Source organism: Mycobacterium sp. AT1 (assembly GCF_002043095.1).
Lineage (GTDB): Bacteria > Actinomycetota > Actinomycetes > Mycobacteriales > Mycobacteriaceae > Mycobacterium.
This window is the reverse complement of record NZ_MVOC01000020.1, coordinates 22,724-39,901: the sequence shown is the minus strand read 5'-3', so window position 1 is coordinate 39,901 and position 17,178 is coordinate 22,724. Positions and strand designations below refer to the sequence as shown.

Genomic DNA, 17,178 nt, shown 5'->3' with positions numbered 1-17,178 from the left:
GCGCTCCTTCGAGCTCAAAGCCGCTGTCGCCCTGGACATACCACCATCATAGAAGCGGGGTCCGACAAGAGACCCGCGTCAGACCCGCGTCACCCGATTCGCCGTCGCGACGGCGTAGGCATGCATCGGCAACGCCAGCCCAGAGGCCAACCCGGCAATGATCAGCGCCGCCACCGCCCCGTCCGAGGCGAGTGCGGTCAGCAGATCGGGCGTGGGGGCGTAGGCGAACTTCGCCAGCCCGCTGAGCATCCGGAACACGTAGACGCCAGGAACCAACGCCACCACGGACGCGAAACCGATGGCCGCGAACGGCATTCGCAGATGATGCGCGATCGGCACCAGGAGGACGCCCGCGATGAGCGCGGACACGAACGCAGCGGTCGCGACGTCGACGTGCCACACCGTGAGCGCGCACCAGTGGGCGGCGTGCACCAGCATTCCGACGGCCACCGGCCAGACGATCATCCGGTAGGGCATCGAGAAGAAGACAGGATAGGAGCCCGCCGCGACGCCAGCCGCCAGGACGTCCACACCGAAGGGAACCGGGACGCCCGACTGGCCCACTGCGATGTCGAGATCGCCCACGGCGAGCCCGAGAATGAGCCCGGTGGCAACCGCCGTCAGGACCAGTGCCGCGAAGCCTAGCCGCGCCATACCCAACGACACCCGGAGTGACAGTAAATCCAACGCGCCGTTGAGGATGTGCGGTCCCGGCACCAGGACCATCGCCGGGCATAGCACCACCAGGCCGGTGGCGTCGGCCACGTGCAAACGATGGGCGACGACACCGACGAGACCCGCGATCAACGCCGCGACGAACGCCTGCGTGAGCGCCTCGCCGTGCAGTCTCCCGACACCTCGTCGGGCCAGCCCGCCCAGTGCCGCACTGAGGGCGGCGACCAGCACCACGGCCGGATGCTGTGCCCCGAAGATTACCGCGAGGGCGCCCGCCCCGGTGGCGCAGGCTCCGCTGAAGATCAGCGTGTTCGAGATGGGTTGCATTCTGGCCGAGGCCAATTCGTCGCTTACGGTAGCGGCGTCGAGCGGACCGTCCTGGGCTCGGTCGACGACTGCCATCGTCGCGGCGACCCGCCGCATGTTCAGGCCGGTCGGTGAACCAGCGGCGACACGGACGGCGCCGCGTGGGCCGACGAGCTGAAGCGACGCCCACGTGGGGACCAGCGTGCCCGTGGTGCCGAGCCCCTTGTTCAACCGGTCGACGGCGGCCAACGTCATCCCGGTGGACTGGCCGCCGGCATACAACACCGCGGCCGCGTCGAGTACGAGGTCGGGCGCGGGGTCCGCCGCGCCGGCCCCGTCGGTCTGCATCAAGCGCCGCCCACCCCGTCACCAACCATGCTCCTCGGATCAACGACCGAGTCGAACTGTTCGGCGGTCACGTGCCCGGACGCCACTGCGGCCTCGCGCAGGGTCGTGCCCTTGGCCAACGCGTCCTCGGCGATGTGCGCGGCGTTCTGGTAGCCGATGACGGGGCTGAGCGCGGTCACCAACATCAGGCTCTCGTCGACGTACTTGGTGATCCGCTCGGAATTGAGAGTCGTTCCCTTGACCGAGAATTCGAGGAACTTCGCACAACCGTCGCCCAGAATGCGGGCGGAGTGCAAGAAATTGTTGATGATGACCGGGCGCATCGCGTTCAGCTCGAAGTTGCCCTGCGAGCCAGCCAGCGCCACCGCGGTGTCGTTGCCGATGACCTGGATGGAGATCATCACCAGGGCCTCGCACTGGGTGGGGTTGACCTTGCCCGGCATGATCGACGACCCGGGTTCGTTGGCGGGGAGCTGCAGTTCACCGAGTCCGCAGCGCGGGCCGGACGCGAGCCAGCGCATGTCGTTGGCGATCTTCATCAGTGCTACGGCGAGGCCCCGCAGCGCGGCGTGCGCACGGACCATCGCGTCCAACGATCCCAGGGCGGCGAACTTGTTTGGCGCCGTGACGTATTCGGCCCCCGTCAGGCTGGCAAGCTCGGCGGCGACGTCGACGCTGAACCCCGCCGGAGCGTTGAGGCCGGTTCCCACGGCCGTGCCACCGACGGCCAGCTCGAGCAGTCCCTGCCTGGCGTGCCGCAGCTCGGCGATGCAGGCGTCGAGCTGCGCCGCGTAGCCCGACCATTCCTGGCCGACGGTCAGCGGTACTGCGTCCTCGAGATGGGTGCGGCCGATCTTGACGACGTCGGCCCATTGGGTTGCCTTGTCGGCGATTTCGCGCCTGAGCGCCTCGACGCTGGGGATCAGCCGGTCGTCGAGTTCGGTCACGGCCGCGACGTGCATCGCGGTGGGGAACGTGTCGTTGCTGCTCTGCCCCATGTTGACGTGGTCGTTGGGGCCGACGGGCTGCTGGCTGCCAAGCTCGCCGCCCAAGAGTTGAATTGCCCTGTTGGACAACACTTCGTTGACGTTCATGTTGCTCTGTGTGCCCGAGCCGGTCTGCCAGACGAAGAGTGGGAACTCGTCGTCGAGCGTGCCGGCGACGGCCTCGTCGGCGGCCTGCACGATGACCTTGGACCGCCAGTCCTCCAGTCGGCCGGCCCGCTCGTTGACCAAGGCGCAGGCCTTCTTCACCAGGCCGTAGGCGCGGTAAACCTCGATCGGCATGTGGTCGTTGCCGATCGAGAAGTGGATCAGGGAGCGCTGCGTCTGCGCGCCCCAATAGTGGTCGGCGGGGACGTCGACGGAGCCGAGGCTGTCGAACTCGCTGCGCATCCCGGTGGCGTCGATGCCGACGGGTATCTGGGTGTAGGTCGGGACGACCTCGGGCGTGGGGTTCTGCATGACGTTCTCCCTTCGACGGTTCATTGTGAGACGTGGTGGGCGGAGTCGCGGTGACGCCACTCCGCGATGGCGATGACGGTGACGACCGAAACCAGGCACCACACGGGCGCGACGAGCGGCACGGTGGCGAGTGTCAGCCCACCGCAGGCGGCGCCGGCGACCGCCGCGATCAGCGCCGCCACCCCCGCGGCGTCGGCCCGCGACGGCTTCGACAGCGTGCGGTTGGCGATCAGTCCGGTCAGCGTGCCGGTGAGGTACGTGGTAGCGAGGGTGACGCCGAGACCGCGCACCGCCGCCCCCTGCAGACCCATGCTGGCCGCTGCGGTCGCCAGCAGCGCCATCTGGACGCCGCCGACGGCGGCGCCTCCGGTGAGGGCCCAGCCCACGGCCAGCGCGAACTGCAATGCCAGCTGAACGGCAAGGGCGGCGGTGACGCGGCGGGGCCACACCGGGTGGCCCGGCTCCCGGGACCCGGTGACCGCGCTGCCGACGGCGACGCCGACCACGTAACTGAGGACGGCGACGACGGTGTGGACGATCGTGGTGACGTCGGCCCGGGCCAGGCCCAGCCCCATCAGCGCCAGGTTTCCCGTCATGACACTGGCGAACACGCCGCCGAGGCGCGCCAGCACGAGCACGTCGAGGACGCCCGTACCGAAGGTCAGCACCGCGGCGACGACGACCGCCATGCGCTGATCCCGATGCATGGCTCAAGTCTGGGTCGCCGCCCCGGGGATGTCGTCCCCGGTGGCGCCACCGTCCGGTGGGTGCTATCCGGTAGAGCGCACCCGTTGGGCGGCCAACCGCACGGGGGCGTTGTCGGTGCCATAGCCGTCGTAATCGCCCACGCGCTGGACGAATTCGAAGAACACCGACCCGACGGTGCGGGTGTAGAAGTGCACGAACGTGCCGTCGGGGCTGCGGTCGTAGAGCAGGTCGAGCTCGCGCAGTTCCGCGACCGTGTCGGAGTCGACGCCGAATCGGCCCGCCACGTAGTCGTAGTAGTTGTCGGGCACGGCCAGGAAGCGCAGACCCCGCATCCGGGCCGCCCGGGCGACGGCGACGACGTCGGTGCAGGCGAACGCGACGTGCTGCGGCATGTCGGCCGTCTCGAGCACCTGGGGTGCGACGTTGAGCGGCAACCGAATCGAGCCGTCGGCGGTGCGCATGACCTGGCTGCGCACCAGCCCGCTCGGCCCCGCAACTTCGGTGGGTGCGTCGGCGGCGAGGCCGAAGACACTGGTCAGGAAGAGGACGGCCTCGTCGGAGGTCTGCCACGGCACGGCGAGGTTGACGTGGTCGACATGGCGCAGGGCCGAGCCCACATCCGGCGGCAGCCCGTTCTCGAACTCGGCGACCCACGGCGGCGGGGATCCGGCCGGCGGCGCGGTGACCCAGAAGAACTCGGTGCCGTCGGGCGCGACGGCGCCGCCAAGCGCCTGCTCGGCGGCGTAGGTCCGGCGGTACGCCGTTGGCGCCATCAGATCGGCGGCCCGGCGCGAGGTGGCGTCGGCGTCGGGTACCTGCAGGCCGACGGCGGCGACGTGGGGGGCGAGGTCGCGGGCCTGATGCTCGTTCAGCACGATGCGGACGTCGCCGGAGGTCCACAGCGACACGGGCTTGGTGCGGTGGCGACCGCTCGGCACGAAACCCAGTTGTTCGAGCAGGATTTCGACGTCGCTGGTGTCCTCCGCCTTGAGCTCGACGAAGTCGAAGCCAACGGGCGGTTTGGCGTCGGCCACCGGGGTCAGGCTCGCACCACGCCCTACCCCGGGGAGGTCGGCGACCTTGTCCTGCAACCACACCAGCGAGCGCAGGGCGTGCACGGCGGTCCGGTCCGGGTCGGTCTGTCGGAAGGTGTCGTTGAAGACCTCCAGCGACAGGGGCCCGTCGAAGCCGGTCTTCAGGACGTGGGCGACGAACGTCGCGAGGTCGAAGTCGCCTTCGCCGGGGAACAGCCGGTGGTGCCTGCTCCACGAGAGCACGTCCATGGACAGCGAGGGGGCGTCGGCGAGCTGAAGGTAGAAGATCTTGTCGGCGGGGATGTCCTCGATGGCGGCCGGATCGTGGCCGCGGGAGAGCACGTGGAAGCTGTCGAGGCAGACCCCGACCGACGGATGGTCGGCCAGTTCGACGATGCGCCAGGCCCGCCGGTAGTCGTCGACGAAGCGTCCCCAGGCCAACGCCTCGAAGGCCACCTTGACGTCATATCGGGCCGCGACGTCGCCGAGCCGGCGCAGCTGCTCGGCGGAGTGCTCGACGGAGTCGACCGTCGCGGTGGCCACGTTGCTGCAGACGAGGACGGTGCCGATGCCGAGCCGCTGGGCGGTGGCGAAGGTGGCGCCGGCGCGGCGCAGGTTCTCGGCGAAGGTGGCTTCGTCGACGCCTTCGATGTCGCGCAGCGGCTGATAAAGGTCGAGGGACAACCCCAGCCGACGGGCCAGGCCGCGGATTTCCTCGGGGCTGTGATCGCTGGCGATCAGGTCGGGCTCGAAGATCTCGACACCGTCGAATCCCGCGTCGGCGCAGGCGTGCAGTTTCTCGACCAGGGACCCGCTGATCGACACGGTGGCGATGGACGTCTTCATGGGTGTGCCTCCAATCACACTCCAATGTACTAAATAGTTCATACATTCGGAAGGGTTGGATCGGAGGACGTCTTCGGCCGCGCAGTAAGCTGCCGATCGTGGCGCAACCCGAGTCGAGGCCCGAGCCGAAGCGGGAACTGCAGCGCGACGCCGAGCGCACGCGCGCCGAGGTGCTCGCCGTCGCCACCGAGGTCTTCGCCGAATCGGGCTACTCCGGCGCCCGGGTGGACGAGATCGCGCAGCGCACCCGCACCACAAAGCGGATGATCTACTACTACTTCGGCGGCAAGGAAGGCCTCTACCTGGCCGTTCTGGAGAACGCCTACCGCGGCATCCGCGAGGCCGAACAGAAGTTGCAGGTCGACCACGTCGACCCCGTGGTGGCGATGCGCCGGCTGGCCGAGCTCACCTTCGACCACCACCTCGACCATCAGGCCTTCATCCGGCTGGTCTCGATCGAGAACATCCACCGCGGCGAGTTCATCGGCCGCATCGACTCACTGCGCTCCATCTCCAAGCCGGCCACCTCACTGCTCGAGGACATCCTCGCCCGCGGCCGCGACCAGGGCGCCTTCCGCGCCGACGTCGACGCGCTCGACGTCCACATCGTGATCAGCTCCTACTGCGTCTTCCAGGTCGCCAACAAGCACACCTTCGGCTTCCTCTTCGGCGTCGACTTCACCGAGCTCACGCAGCGCGCGCACATGCGCAGGATGATCGGCGACGTCGTCGTCGGCTGGCTCACCGCCCACTGACGCGAGACCCCGCTCACGAATCGAGGGTTGACGAGACCCACGCCACACTGCTCTAATTCTTGTACGTACCAGTTAGTACATTAGAGAGCGGTGCACAGTGGCAACCGAGCCAGCAAACAGACCCTTCCTCGTCGGCCTCGTCGGCGTCGGCGTCGGCCCGTCCCTCACCCCGGCGCTGCACATGGCCGAGGCCAAGGCCCACGGCCTCGACTACCTCTACCGCACCGTCGACCTGAACGACATCGGCGTCGCGCCCGATCGGATCGGCGAGGTGCTGAGCTGGGCCCGCGCGCTCGGCTTCAACGCGCTCAACGTCACCCACCCGTGCAAGCAACTCGTCATTCCCCACCTCGACGACGTCGATGCGGCGGCCGCCACCCTCGGCGCGGTCAACACAGTCGTCTTCGACGGCTCAAGGACCGTCGGCTACAACACCGATGCGCCCGGCTTCGCCACCGGCTTCGCCGAGGGACTGCCCGACGCCGCGACCGGTGACGTCGTCCAACTCGGCGCGGGCGGTGCGGGCACTGCCGTCGGCCACGCCCTGCTCGACCTCGGCACCAGTCACCTCGTGGTCGTCGACGTGGACGTCGACCGCGCGACGGCGCTGGCTCGCGAACTGTCCGCCCGGCATCCCGAGGCACGGGTCGACGCGGCGGACTTCGACAAGCTGGCCGTACTGCTCCCCCACGCCGACGGCGTCGTGCACTGCACGCCAACCGGCATGGCCGACCACCCCGGCCTGCCGTTCGATGAAAGCCTGCTGCACTCGGGGCTCTGGGTCGCCGACATCGTCTACCGGCCGCTGGACACCGCGCTTCTCACCGCCGCTCGTCGCGTCGGCTGCCGCACTCTCGACGGCGGACACATGGCCGTGCACCAGGCCACCACCGCGTTCGAACTGATCACCGGCATCACCCCGGACGCCGCCAGGATGTCGCAGCACTTCCGAAGTCTCGTTTCGTGATTCGCCCCCAAAGATCGTCAACCGCAGGGAACCTAGGAGGATTCCAATGACCGCAATCCACCAGAACACATCAGGCGGTACGCCGCCGGGTGGACCGGCGCGCACTCCGAAGCGGGCCGCCCTGGCCAGCTTCATGGGCAGCGCCGTGGAGTACTACGACTTCTTCCTCTTCGGTCAGGCCGCGGCGCTGATCTTCCCAAGGGTCTTCTTCCCCGAAGGCGGTGGACAGGCCGCACTGCTGATGTCGTTCGCCACCTTCGGCGTCGCGTACTTCGCCCGGCCAGTCGGCGCCTTCGTGCTCGGCCACTTCGGCGACCGCATCGGCCGCCAGAAGGTGCTGATGTTCACCATCGTGCTGATGGGTGTCTCCACGTTCGCGATCGGCTGCCTGCCCACCTACGGCACGGCCGGCTACCTCGGGCTCAGCCTCCTCGTGCTCTGCCGTCTGCTGCAAGGCTTCTCGGCCGCAGGAGAGCAGGCCGGAGCCAGCTCGCTGACCCTCGAGCACGCACCCGACGACAAGCGCGCGTTCTACACGTCGTGGACGTTGACCGGAACCCAGGGCGGCCTCATCCTCGCGTCGCTGGTGCTGATTCCGTTCGTCTCACTGTCCGACGAGGACGAGCTGTCCTGGGGCTGGCGCGTTCCGTTCTGGCTCAGCGCGGTCGTCGTCCTGGTGGCCTACTTCATCCGCCGCAAGCTGCACGAGACGCCGGAATTCGAAGAGGCCAAGGCCGCTGGCGACATCGCCAAGATGCCACTGAAGCCCTTGGTGAAGGACCACTGGCGCGACGTGCTGCGAGTGTTCTTCTGCGCCTTCATCGCCGCGGTCTCGACGGTCTTCGGCACCCTGGCCATCGCCTACGGCAAGAAGGTCGGGCTGCCCGCCGACATCACCCTGTGGTTGGTGGTCGTGGCCAACGTCGTAGCGCTCGGCACCCAGCCGTTGTTCGGCATGCTCGCCGACAAGATCGGCCGTAAGCCCGTATTCGTCTACGGCGCACTGTCTTCCGCGGTGCTGATGCCCTTCTACATGCTCTCGATGAGCAACGCCGACCACACGTGGACCTTCGTGCTCGCCGTCGCGACCTTCGCGTTCGGCTACGGCGCGGCCAACGCCGTGTGGCCGTCGTTCTACAACGAGATGTTCAGCACCAAGGTGCGCTTCTCCGGTGTGGCGATCGGCACCCAGCTCGGCTTCCTGGTGGCCGGCTTCGCGCCGACCATCGTCACCGCGCTCGGCGGCATCCGCGAAGGCGGCTGGGTCGTCATCGGCGCCTTCACCGCCGTCGTCTGCGTCATCGCGGCGGCATCTGCTCTGACCGCCCGCGAGACCAAGTCCGTGCCGACCCCGCTGCTGGGCGTCAACCCAGACGCGGCGGCGCGCAAACTGGTCAACCAGTAGACCGGAAGGGTGAACGCAATGCCATGTGCGGCAACCAGTTCAGATAGTGCGGCGACCAGCCGCGACGCGCTCCCCGAGCTCTGAGGCCACAATCCAGAGGAATATGGCAGCGTCCAACATGGCGAGTTGCCAGTAGGGTCCGCCGTATTTCACAGTTGCTCAGGTGATTTCGCAGCGAACCCTTCGTCGCCGCAGACGCGTTCTCGATTGAGAAGGCCCCGCACGTCAGTTGCCCTTGCTTGTCAGTCGAGATCGAACGCGTGCTGGATCGCCGTTGTCAGCAATTCCTCTTGATCAGGAAGGAAGAACGATCTGACGCCTAGTGCCGTAACAGGAATCGTGACGATGTCGTCAACGCTGACGGCGGAATCTTTCTCGAGTCCGTTACGCACACCTACTGGAACTTCGGTCGACAAGCCGCGAACCGTTCCGGTGATCGGTGCCACGGTGACCCTGGTTGGGTGAGGCCGCACGAGCTCCCGAGTCAGGATCAGAACCGGCCGAGCCTTATCGAGTTGGGCAACATGAATTGGCCTCAATCGATATCCAGTTCGAAGGTGGAAGTATGAGCAGCGAGTGCATCGAAGTCATCGTCTGCCGTGGTCCGGTTGGCGAGAATCGTCGCATCGCGGGCAGCGATCAGCCTGCGTCGCTCACGTTCGAGCGCTTTGAGTACAAATGACGCGCGGCTCTCGACGTGCCGTCGGTCCACTTCCCCGTCAATGAAATCGACGACTTCGTCCGGAAGCCGAACGGCGATCTGCTTGCTCATAGCCCGATGGTGCCGAAGTGGGATGCGAAGTGCTACCGCGTTTGCAGAATGCGCAATCGCTCCAGCAAGCAAACTCGCATCGGAATCACGTGTAGACGTGTCAATCGATCGTTGGGGTCGGTGGGCACACTGATCCGCGCAGCCGTCGGCTGAGCTACCCGTCGTTCGCAGCTAAGTCGTCGAATAGCCGCCATCGACGGTAATCGTTGTGCCGGTGATGAATGATGCCGCCGGTGACGCCAAGAACATGATTGCCTGTGCGATCTCGTGCGGCCTGCCCCAGCGACCCAACGGGGTACGTGCCAGGATCTCCGCATTCGCCACCTCGTCGGCCATGCGTCCCCGACCCAAGGGCGTGTCGATCCACCCCGGTGCTACCGCATTGACGCGTATTCCGTCGTCCGCATAGGCAGCGGCCAGGGACTTCGTCAGTTGCACGAGTCCACCCTTCGAGGCGCTGTACGCCGGGATGACGGGGCTGCCGAACGTGGCGTACATGGACGAGATGTTGACCATCGATCCCCTGGAATCCCTCAGCTTCGTTCGCGCCGCCGACGCCAATCGCATACTCGACGTGAGATTCACTCCAAGGACCCGATCCCACCCTGATGATTCGTGTTCACTCCCATCTTCGAGAGCAATTCCGGCGCAATGGATCACGACGTCGATCCGCTGCTGCCCAGCGATCAAGGCGCTCACCGCCGCGTCGTCGGTCACGTCCACATGCACCACTTCGACATTCTCGGCAGGACCTTCGCCGGCCTCGCGCGCAGGCAGTCCGACCGCGATCACACGAGCACCGAGCCCTGCGAATGCCGTAGCCGTGGATGCCCCGATCCCACTTGTTCCACCAGTGACCACTACGGTTCGATTCTCGAACAGATCACCGCGAAAAACATTGCCCCACAATGTTGATTCGGATTCGGTCATGAGAGTTCCTCGTTCACGCGAATCAATGTCTTGAGGCCTGTTGAACCCGAGTTGGCCATGTCGAGCAGCATCGCAGGAGCATCCTGCAGAGACACGACGCGAGAGACCAGCGGGGACAGGTCAAGTCGTCCGGATTGGACGAGCTCGATGAGTTCGCCATGACAGTCGTTGTATCCAACGCTCGCCCGCACGGTCTTCTCGTCGTTGACGAAGTCGAATGCCGAGAGCGTGAGGTGGTCGGTCAAGCCCATGAGGACGACCTCCCCGCCAACCCGAGCGCACGAGATCGCGGCATCGAACGCGTCTTGGTTTCCGGCCACCTCGAATGCGACGTCGACGCCCTCGACCAACCCCGCTGCTGCGATGCCAGCGACCGAATGCACCGCAACGTCGAAACCAAGAGCACCGGCTGCGTCGCGCCGCGTCGACGTCGGGTCGATGCCCACCACCGTCCGCGCACCGCGGTTTCTCAGCAGCAGTCCGACGAGCAGTCCGACGGGACCAAGCCCCACCACTGCCGCGGTGCCGCCGGGCTCAATCGACGAGCGTCGCACTGCGTGTAGCGCCACTGCCGCAGGTTCGAGAACGGCGGCGACGGCGAGATCGAATCCCGCCGGCAGTGGGTGAATCATGTAGGCGGGGAGTACTACCCGGTGCGCCAAGCCGCCGTCACCCATCAAGCCGGCGAAACCGAATGACGTACACGTGTGATATCGGCCGGCGCGGCACTGCCCGCACTGCCCACACCGGTAATTGGGTTCGACGACCACGGCATCTCCCACTGCGACGCCATCGACACCGGCCCCGAGTGCGGTCACGATTCCCGAGAACTCGTGGCCGAGGACGATCGGTGCGACGGCACGCGACAGTGGATGCGGCACGTCGACGGGTATTGCATGTGGGCCGTCGAGGATCTCGTGAAGGTCGCTTCCACAGACGCCGCAGAAAGCCACGGCGATTTCGACCTGGCCCTCGCCTGGCTCGATCTTCTCCACCTCGTCGAGCCGCACGTCTCCCGCCGCGTGCCAACGCACCGCGCTCACCATCAACTCAACCTCGGTGTCGCGGCCGCCTTCGAGGGCGCAGTCTCGATGAGCGCGAAACTCACAGCGACGACGACGACTGCCGCACCCGCCGGAATGAACATGCTCATCTGAAGACCGAACGCGTCGGACAGCACGCCAGCCAGCCACGGGGCGACGAACCCGCCGATGATCTCGCCGGTACCCATGATGGCGCCGAGACAGGTAGCGACCAGGTGTCGTGGGACCGTCTCGCCAGGAATCGTCGCCATCATCAAGGTGAAGCAGCCCAGTCCGGTGTAGGTCACCACCAAGGCGAGGAAGAGCAGCACAGGCGAATCGATGTACACGATCGCCAAGGGGGCAAGAATCGCGAGCGAGGAGAAGCCAATCATTGCCGGCCGGCGACCTATGCGGTCGGAGATTCCAGGTACCAACGCACCCCAGACGATCCATGCGATACCGATGCCGCTGAGTACCAGGCTGGCCTGGCCGGCGTCGAACTTCTTCTCCTGGCTGAGGTATAGCGGGATGAAGGTCTGCGTGGTGGTGAACCACGTCATGTAGAACACGGCGATGACCAAGCAGACGACGACATTGCGGCTCCGCAGGGCCTGCCCGAACGTCATGGTCGGATCACCGTTGCTGATCGCCGATGCGGCGTCGGCGGCGTCCTGAGCGACGGTCGAAGGATCACGGAGGCGGAGGTCACGGACCTTGGCGAGCACGAGGAGGGCGAGTATGACACCCGGAATCACGGTGACGTAGAACGCCGTTCGCCAACCGAAGTGTTCCGCCATCCAGACGGTGACGATCGGACCTAGCACTCCGCCGAGCAGGCCGGCGGAAGAACCCTGAACCAGCCCCATGTTGAGACCGCGCCGCTTCGGGGTAGAGGAGTACATGATCATCGGTTGCGCCAAGGGAAGCACCGCACCCTCGGCGCCGCCCATCACCGCACGTAGCAACAGCAGGCTGGCGACGCCGCCCACCATCCCCGATAGAGCCGAGAAGACGGTGAACGCAATGATCGCCCCGACGAGATAGCGTTTTCGGCGGTCCGTCCGGTCGGACAGGTAACCGACCAGCAGGCCGGAGAGCGCCCATGTCAGCGCAGGCACACCTCCGAGGAGGCCGATGTGTGAGTTATCCAGGCCGAGTTCGTCTTTGAAGTACGGGATGAGATAGTTCAGCGCGAGTCGGTCGAAGAAGACGAAGCCGAAGGTGCCGAAGAGTATCGCGAGCAATACGTTCTCGTAGTGCCCACCGCGTGGGGGCGGTACGTAGCTACGGGTCTGGTGAGACGAGCCCGTTTCGACGGAAGCCATCTGAGCGAGTGCTTTCTGGCTGTTCAGCGAATCAGGGAGTCGACGTAGGCCGCTCCGATTCCGTTGGCTTCGTAGTGCTTTCGGCACAAGGCCAAGTAGTCATGCACGTCGAAGTGTCCAGTGGAGTTTCCGTCCTCGTCTAGCCAGACCAGCGGCCCCGTGACGACGAAGAAGGAACGCATCTGATCTTCGTGCTCGTAGGCGACGAGGGTGTGCGCTTCACCAGGAGTTTCGAAGACGAACGAACCGGCCTCGGCCGTCCACTCTTGTTCGAGGTACCCCCATTTACCTGAGAGCGTGTAGGCGAAAACCTCGTGCGGATGGTAATGCCGATTGACCAACCCCGCCGTCTTGGCCCACAGGATGTCGGCCCAGCGATTGTCGCGCGGCGAGATCCACAGGGGCCGGGACAGGACGGTCTCGGACAGCGGCGCGTAGTACCGCTCGTCGTCGATCGGGGCGAACTGGTGAAATACCTCTGGCTGAGCATCGGGCTTCATGGAATCCGTGATCGGCTTGAGGTCCTGCCAGAACTCGGAGGTCGGCAATTGAGCCATCTTCTGCTCGTTTCTCTAAGGGTGACTGAGGGCACTTCGCAGTGAACTGCATCACGACGGATGCGTTCTTCCACCCGCGAGACGAGTTCCTTTCAATAATCGGACCCCGCATCTGCCCGCAGACGGCCTTGGGCGCCGTCCGCATTCAAGAAACGCCTGCACAAGGGTCTGATAGCGTGTTTCGGATCACATGTAAACGGGAGCACGGATGTCGGATCGTCAGCTCACGGTCGTCGCGACCGGATCCGTTCGGACGGCCGATGTCGACCCACTCGACCGGGTCGAGTATTGGGAGAGCTACAACACCCAGGTCCTGATCGGTCTCCGCTGCAACACCTACGCCAGCGACGGTCTGTCTGCTGAGCAATCGAACTTCGACGTCGGCGACATCAAGCTCGCCGACATCAGGGCCAACGCCCATTTCATCGAGCGGACCCGGGAGCTCGTTGAGACCCGCCCCAAGGAGTCGGTGTTTGCGTCGCTGCTCGTCGAGGGCTCCGCGTTCTTTTACTGTGCCGAGGGCTGCATCCCGGTGCATGCGGGACAGGTCATCGTCTACGACACGATCTCTCCGTACCTCTTCGCCTTCGGCACCCCCATGCGACAAATCTTGATCGACGTTCCCAGGGACGCATTGCAGGAGCACTTCGGAAGCTCTAGCTTGCGGCGACCGATCGTCGGCGACCCCACGGTCAAGGGTGCAGTGGCGCTGGCCGACCTGCTCAACGTCGCCAGGGATGAGAACCTGGAGCCCAGACTCTGCACCCCGAAGGCACTTCTGGACGCGGTCGGCACCGTGTCAGGTCTGAGCGGAGACCTCTCGGCTCTCCGGATACAGCAAGCGAGGTCGTTCATCGAATCCGCGGTTTCCGGTTCGGAGCTGACGGCGGACGACGTGGCGCGTGCAGTGGGGGTAAGTCTCCGTCACCTCAACAGAACGTTCACCGATTCCGGAACATCGGTCAGTCGCCTCATTCGGGAACGACGTCTGGAGCGCGCCATCAGCGATCTGCACACCTTCCCCGATACCAGCATTGCCGACATCGCCACGAAGTGGGGGTTCAGCTCACACGCTCAGTTCTCCACCCTGGTCCGACACCGTTACGGCATGACGCCGTCTGCACTTCGCCAGCAGATGTGAGTTCTCGCGTGGGTTCTGTTGTGACGCAAGGACCGTGGAGACCTCGCGGAGTTCGTCGTGCGGGTGGGTCGCGGCGACATGTGCAAGTTCGGTTGCCGGTGCCGAGAACGGTGACACTATGACCGCCCGCGCCACCAGATCGCCGTGACCGGTGCCGTACCCTTCCGTGGTCATCGCCAGTGCCGCGGAATCCGGTATGCGGCTTGCACATCCGCGCCGCCGATCTCACCTCACGCCAGCGCACCCGCCCGACGGCCGAAGACCGACCCCGCGGCCAGACCCGAGCCACCCGGGTAGTTGCCGCTGAACAGTCCGCCGAGCATCTCGCCTGCCGCGAACAGTCCCGGTATCGGCGTGAGGGACTCGTCGAGGACCCGACCGTGGGTGTCGGTCTTGACCCCGCCGAAGGTGAATGTGATTCCGCACGTGACGCCGAAGGCGTAGAACGGGCCGGTCTCCAACGGGGCTGCCCAGTTGCTCTTGGGTGGTACGACACCGGCTCGGCGGCCGTCCTTGACGGTCGGATCGAAGGCGACCGAACGGTCGATGGAGGCGTTGAACTCGTGCACCGTGCGCAGGAACGTGTCAGCGTCCACGTCGATCTCGGCGGCGAGGTCTTCGAGAGTGTCGGCCACGGCGACCGAGACCCCGGGCATGTCGTATTCCTCGGCACGCAGCATGGGCCGCAGCGAGGCGTCGAAGATCTGGTAGGCGGTGGAACCCGGCTGCGCGAGGATCTCCCTGCCGTACTTGGCATAGGTGTAGTTGCGGAAGTCCGCACCCTCGTCGAGGAATCGCTCCCCCAGCGTGTTCACGATGATGCCGAGCGGATAGCTCTGTCTCGTCAGGCGGTTGGTCAGTTCGCGGTTACTCTCGTTGCCGGGCAGGAAGGCGTCCCACTGCACGCTGTGGCACGTCGACCAGTCGCCGCCGGCAGACGCGCCTACGTCCATGGCGGCTGCGATCAGGTCACCCGTATTGTGCGGCGTACCGCGCACTTTGGCGTTCGCCCAGCCGGTGCCGAGGTGCTTCTCGCGCCACGTGGGATCGGACTCGAATCCGCCTGCGGTCATGACGACCGACTCGGCGCGCATTTCCTTCGTGCCCTGGGGCGTCTCGACGCGCACGCCGGTAACGCGCCCACCGTCGGTCAACAGCTCGACCACGCGGTGTTCGTAGCGGGTCTCGATGCCGAGCCGTTTGGCCACGGCTCGGTGATCGGCGATCAGGCCCTCGCCGCCGCCGACGTTGCCCACGTGCAGTCCACCCCAAAACAGGTAGGTGCCATCGGGGCGGGAATAGGCCTGTCGTTCGTACATCAGGCGGTACTTGAGACCAAGCGAGACAAGCCATTTGATGGTGTCGGCGGACTCGTTGACCAGCACGTCGGTCAGCGCGGGGTCGTTGCGCCCCTCGGTAACCTTCACGAGGTCGGCGGCGTACTCCTCGGCGGAATAGGGCGGCACCTCACTGACGTCGTGGCGGATGTCTGGCTCCACCCATTGGCGAAGATCGTCGATGCCGTGGTGGGCGATGCGGGTCGCGCCCGCGGTGTAGTAGCTGTTGCCCCCCGAGGTTGCCTCGTCGGCCTTCTCCAGCAGCAGCACGCTGCGGCCTCGGGTAGCTGCTGCGTGGGCGGCGACGTAGCCGGCATTGCCCGCGCCGACGACGATGACGTCGTTCATGGCTGGTTCTCTCTTTCGTTCGAGATGCGGTGGGTGGGTGATTCAGTGGTGAGATGGGCCGGGGCCGAATACCAGTGCGCGGCCGGTGATCCTGCCCGCCGACAGGGCCTCGTACGCAGCCGCAACGTCCTCGAAGGCGAAGCGTTCGGAGATCAGCTCGCCGGGGTCGAGTGCGCCACGGGCGACCGCCTCCAGGAGGCGGGGCATGTCTCGCGAGGGAACGGCTGCGTAGGAGCCGACGAGGCTCAGCTTGCGGCGGACGAAGACCGTCAGGTCGTCGATTTCGACGGGGCCGCTGGTGCCGCCCAGCCCGGACACCACGACCCGGCCCCCGACGGCCGCCAACTCCAGGGCTTGACGCACCGTCGCAGGAATCCCGATGGTGTCGACGACGACGTCCGCGCCGTCGGCCGAGCCTAGCGCCTGCCGCACCGCCGCGGGCAGATCGGGATCGTCTGCCCTGACCGTCTGGTGTGCGCCGAACCGGGTGAGTGCGTCGAGTGCGTCGGGCTTGAGATCCGTTGCCACGACACGGCTGGCGCCGGCGTCGACGGCCAGCGCGGTGACGCACAGCCCGACGCCACCACCACCGAGGACGAGCACGCGGTGCCCGGGACCGATCGCCGCGGCGACGTGCACGGCGCCGTACGCAGTGAGACCGGCGCAACCCAGGACGGCGGCGTCAGCCAGCGAGACGTCGGCAGGCCAATTAGCCGGCAGGGCGTACACCGCCGTGGCGGGCATCGTGAGCTCGCCCGTCAACCCGCCGACCCCCGAACTCCGCAACGGTTCCCCGGTGGCCGTCTTCATCCGGTGCGTGCCGTCGAAGCGAACACCTTTACGCTGCATGTGCGTTCGGAACGGGCCGCACTCGTCCTCGGCTCCGGCCCGGCATCTCTCGCAGGCACCGCACGGCACCAGGAAGCTACAGACCACACGATCCCCGATGACCAGGTGATCGATGCCAGGCCCGACCGCGGTGATGGTGCCCGAGATCTCGTGCCCGAAGACGTTCGGTGGCGCCACCAGCCCGTGGCCCTTGAGCTTGTGCACGTCGCTCAGGCAGGCCCCGCATGCGGCCAGCCGCAGCCGGACCTCACCGGCCACCGGGTCCCCGACGTTCACCTCCTCGATTCGCAGCCCCTGCTCGGCGCCGTGGAAGACGGCGGCGACGGTCCGGGTGCCGTTCGGGGAGGTTGCCGGTGACGTTGAGACGTCGACATTGGTGGTCATGGT

16 protein-coding genes are annotated in these 17,178 nt (G+C 66.3%); 4 read left to right on the top strand and 12 right to left on the bottom strand.

From position 1 onward, the window contains the following. Nucleotides 1-78: 78 nt before the first annotated feature. The 4 genes from B1790_RS10675 to B1790_RS10660 form a co-directional block, all read right to left on the bottom strand. Nucleotides 79-1,329 carry a threonine/serine exporter family protein gene (locus B1790_RS10675; protein ID WP_079923192.1) on the bottom strand — a complete coding sequence of 417 codons (1,251 nt, stop codon included), beginning with the start codon at nucleotides 1,327-1,329 and terminating at the stop codon, nucleotides 79-81. Further along, a complete protein-coding gene (gene fumC / locus B1790_RS10670; protein WP_079923191.1) occupies nucleotides 1,329-2,792 on the bottom strand; it encodes a class II fumarate hydratase in 1,464 nt (487 codons plus the stop codon). Before fumC ends, B1790_RS10675 begins: the two co-directional genes overlap by 1 nt. 20 nt (nucleotides 2,793-2,812) lie before the next feature. Continuing rightward, nucleotides 2,813-3,499: a YoaK family protein gene (locus tag B1790_RS10665; protein ID WP_079923190.1), complete on the bottom strand. Its 687-nt coding sequence runs from the start codon at nucleotides 3,497-3,499 to the stop codon at nucleotides 2,813-2,815. A gap of 63 nt (nucleotides 3,500-3,562) precedes the next feature. Next, the gene (locus tag B1790_RS10660) at nucleotides 3,563-5,380 is read right to left on the bottom strand and encodes a bifunctional sugar phosphate isomerase/epimerase/4-hydroxyphenylpyruvate dioxygenase family protein (protein WP_079923189.1); all 1,818 of its coding nucleotides are present in this window, start codon (nucleotides 5,378-5,380) and stop codon (nucleotides 3,563-3,565) included. A 98-nt stretch (nucleotides 5,381-5,478) separates the two neighbouring features. Between B1790_RS10660 and B1790_RS10655 the strand changes: the two genes are divergently transcribed. The 3 genes from B1790_RS10655 to B1790_RS10645 all read left to right on the top strand — a co-directional run bounded on the left by B1790_RS10655 (nucleotide 5,479) and on the right by B1790_RS10645 (nucleotide 8,507). After that, nucleotides 5,479-6,135, top strand: a complete 657-nt coding sequence (locus B1790_RS10655) for a TetR/AcrR family transcriptional regulator (RefSeq protein ID WP_079923188.1) — start codon at nucleotides 5,479-5,481, stop codon at nucleotides 6,133-6,135. A 97-nt stretch (nucleotides 6,136-6,232) separates the two neighbouring features. Beyond that, the gene (locus B1790_RS10650; protein WP_079923187.1) at nucleotides 6,233-7,102 is read left to right on the top strand and encodes a shikimate dehydrogenase; all 870 of its coding nucleotides are present in this window, start codon (nucleotides 6,233-6,235) and stop codon (nucleotides 7,100-7,102) included. 46 nt (nucleotides 7,103-7,148) lie between these two features. Next, entirely contained in the window at nucleotides 7,149-8,507 is a 1,359-nt protein-coding gene (locus tag B1790_RS10645) for an MFS transporter (protein WP_079923186.1), read from the top strand. Between the two features lie 242 nt (nucleotides 8,508-8,749). On the opposite strand, the gene B1790_RS10640 is transcribed toward B1790_RS10645, so the two are convergent. The 6 genes from B1790_RS10640 to B1790_RS10615 form a co-directional block, all read right to left on the bottom strand. Beyond that, entirely contained in the window at nucleotides 8,750-9,046 is a 297-nt protein-coding gene (locus tag B1790_RS10640; RefSeq protein WP_079923185.1) for a type II toxin-antitoxin system PemK/MazF family toxin, read from the bottom strand. After that, the gene (locus tag B1790_RS10635; protein ID WP_079923184.1) at nucleotides 9,043-9,279 is read right to left on the bottom strand and encodes a YlcI/YnfO family protein; all 237 of its coding nucleotides are present in this window, start codon (nucleotides 9,277-9,279) and stop codon (nucleotides 9,043-9,045) included. The genes B1790_RS10640 and B1790_RS10635 overlap by 4 nt, the downstream gene beginning before the upstream one ends. Nucleotides 9,280-9,450: 171 nt before the next feature. Continuing rightward, complete coding sequence (locus B1790_RS10630; protein ID WP_079923183.1) at nucleotides 9,451-10,209, bottom strand: SDR family NAD(P)-dependent oxidoreductase; 759 nt, start codon at nucleotides 10,207-10,209, stop codon at nucleotides 9,451-9,453. Then, entirely contained in the window at nucleotides 10,206-11,255 is a 1,050-nt protein-coding gene (locus B1790_RS10625) for an alcohol dehydrogenase catalytic domain-containing protein (protein WP_142271236.1), read from the bottom strand. The genes B1790_RS10630 and B1790_RS10625 overlap by 4 nt, the downstream gene beginning before the upstream one ends. Continuing rightward, nucleotides 11,255-12,559 (bottom strand): MFS transporter, encoded by a 1,305-nt coding sequence (locus B1790_RS10620; protein ID WP_079923182.1) that lies wholly within the window; start codon nucleotides 12,557-12,559, stop codon nucleotides 11,255-11,257. Before B1790_RS10620 ends, B1790_RS10625 begins: the two co-directional genes overlap by 1 nt. A gap of 23 nt (nucleotides 12,560-12,582) precedes the next feature. Beyond that, nucleotides 12,583-13,116: a 2,4'-dihydroxyacetophenone dioxygenase family protein gene (locus B1790_RS10615; RefSeq protein WP_079923181.1), complete on the bottom strand. Its 534-nt coding sequence runs from the start codon at nucleotides 13,114-13,116 to the stop codon at nucleotides 12,583-12,585. A 208-nt stretch (nucleotides 13,117-13,324) separates the two neighbouring features. Between B1790_RS10615 and B1790_RS10610 the strand changes: the two genes are divergently transcribed. Next, entirely contained in the window at nucleotides 13,325-14,257 is a 933-nt protein-coding gene (locus B1790_RS10610) for a helix-turn-helix domain-containing protein (RefSeq protein WP_079923180.1), read from the top strand. Between the two features lie 230 nt (nucleotides 14,258-14,487). On the opposite strand, the gene tcuA is transcribed toward B1790_RS10610, so the two are convergent. Together tcuA and B1790_RS10600 are read right to left on the bottom strand one after the other, a co-directional pair. After that, nucleotides 14,488-15,942, bottom strand: coding sequence for an FAD-dependent tricarballylate dehydrogenase TcuA (tcuA, locus tag B1790_RS10605; RefSeq protein ID WP_079923179.1), 1,455 nt, complete (start codon nucleotides 15,940-15,942; stop codon nucleotides 14,488-14,490). Between the two features lie 42 nt (nucleotides 15,943-15,984). Continuing rightward, nucleotides 15,985-17,175 (bottom strand): zinc-binding dehydrogenase, encoded by a 1,191-nt coding sequence (locus B1790_RS10600; protein ID WP_079923178.1) that lies wholly within the window; start codon nucleotides 17,173-17,175, stop codon nucleotides 15,985-15,987. Between the last annotated feature and the right edge of the window lie 3 nt (nucleotides 17,176-17,178).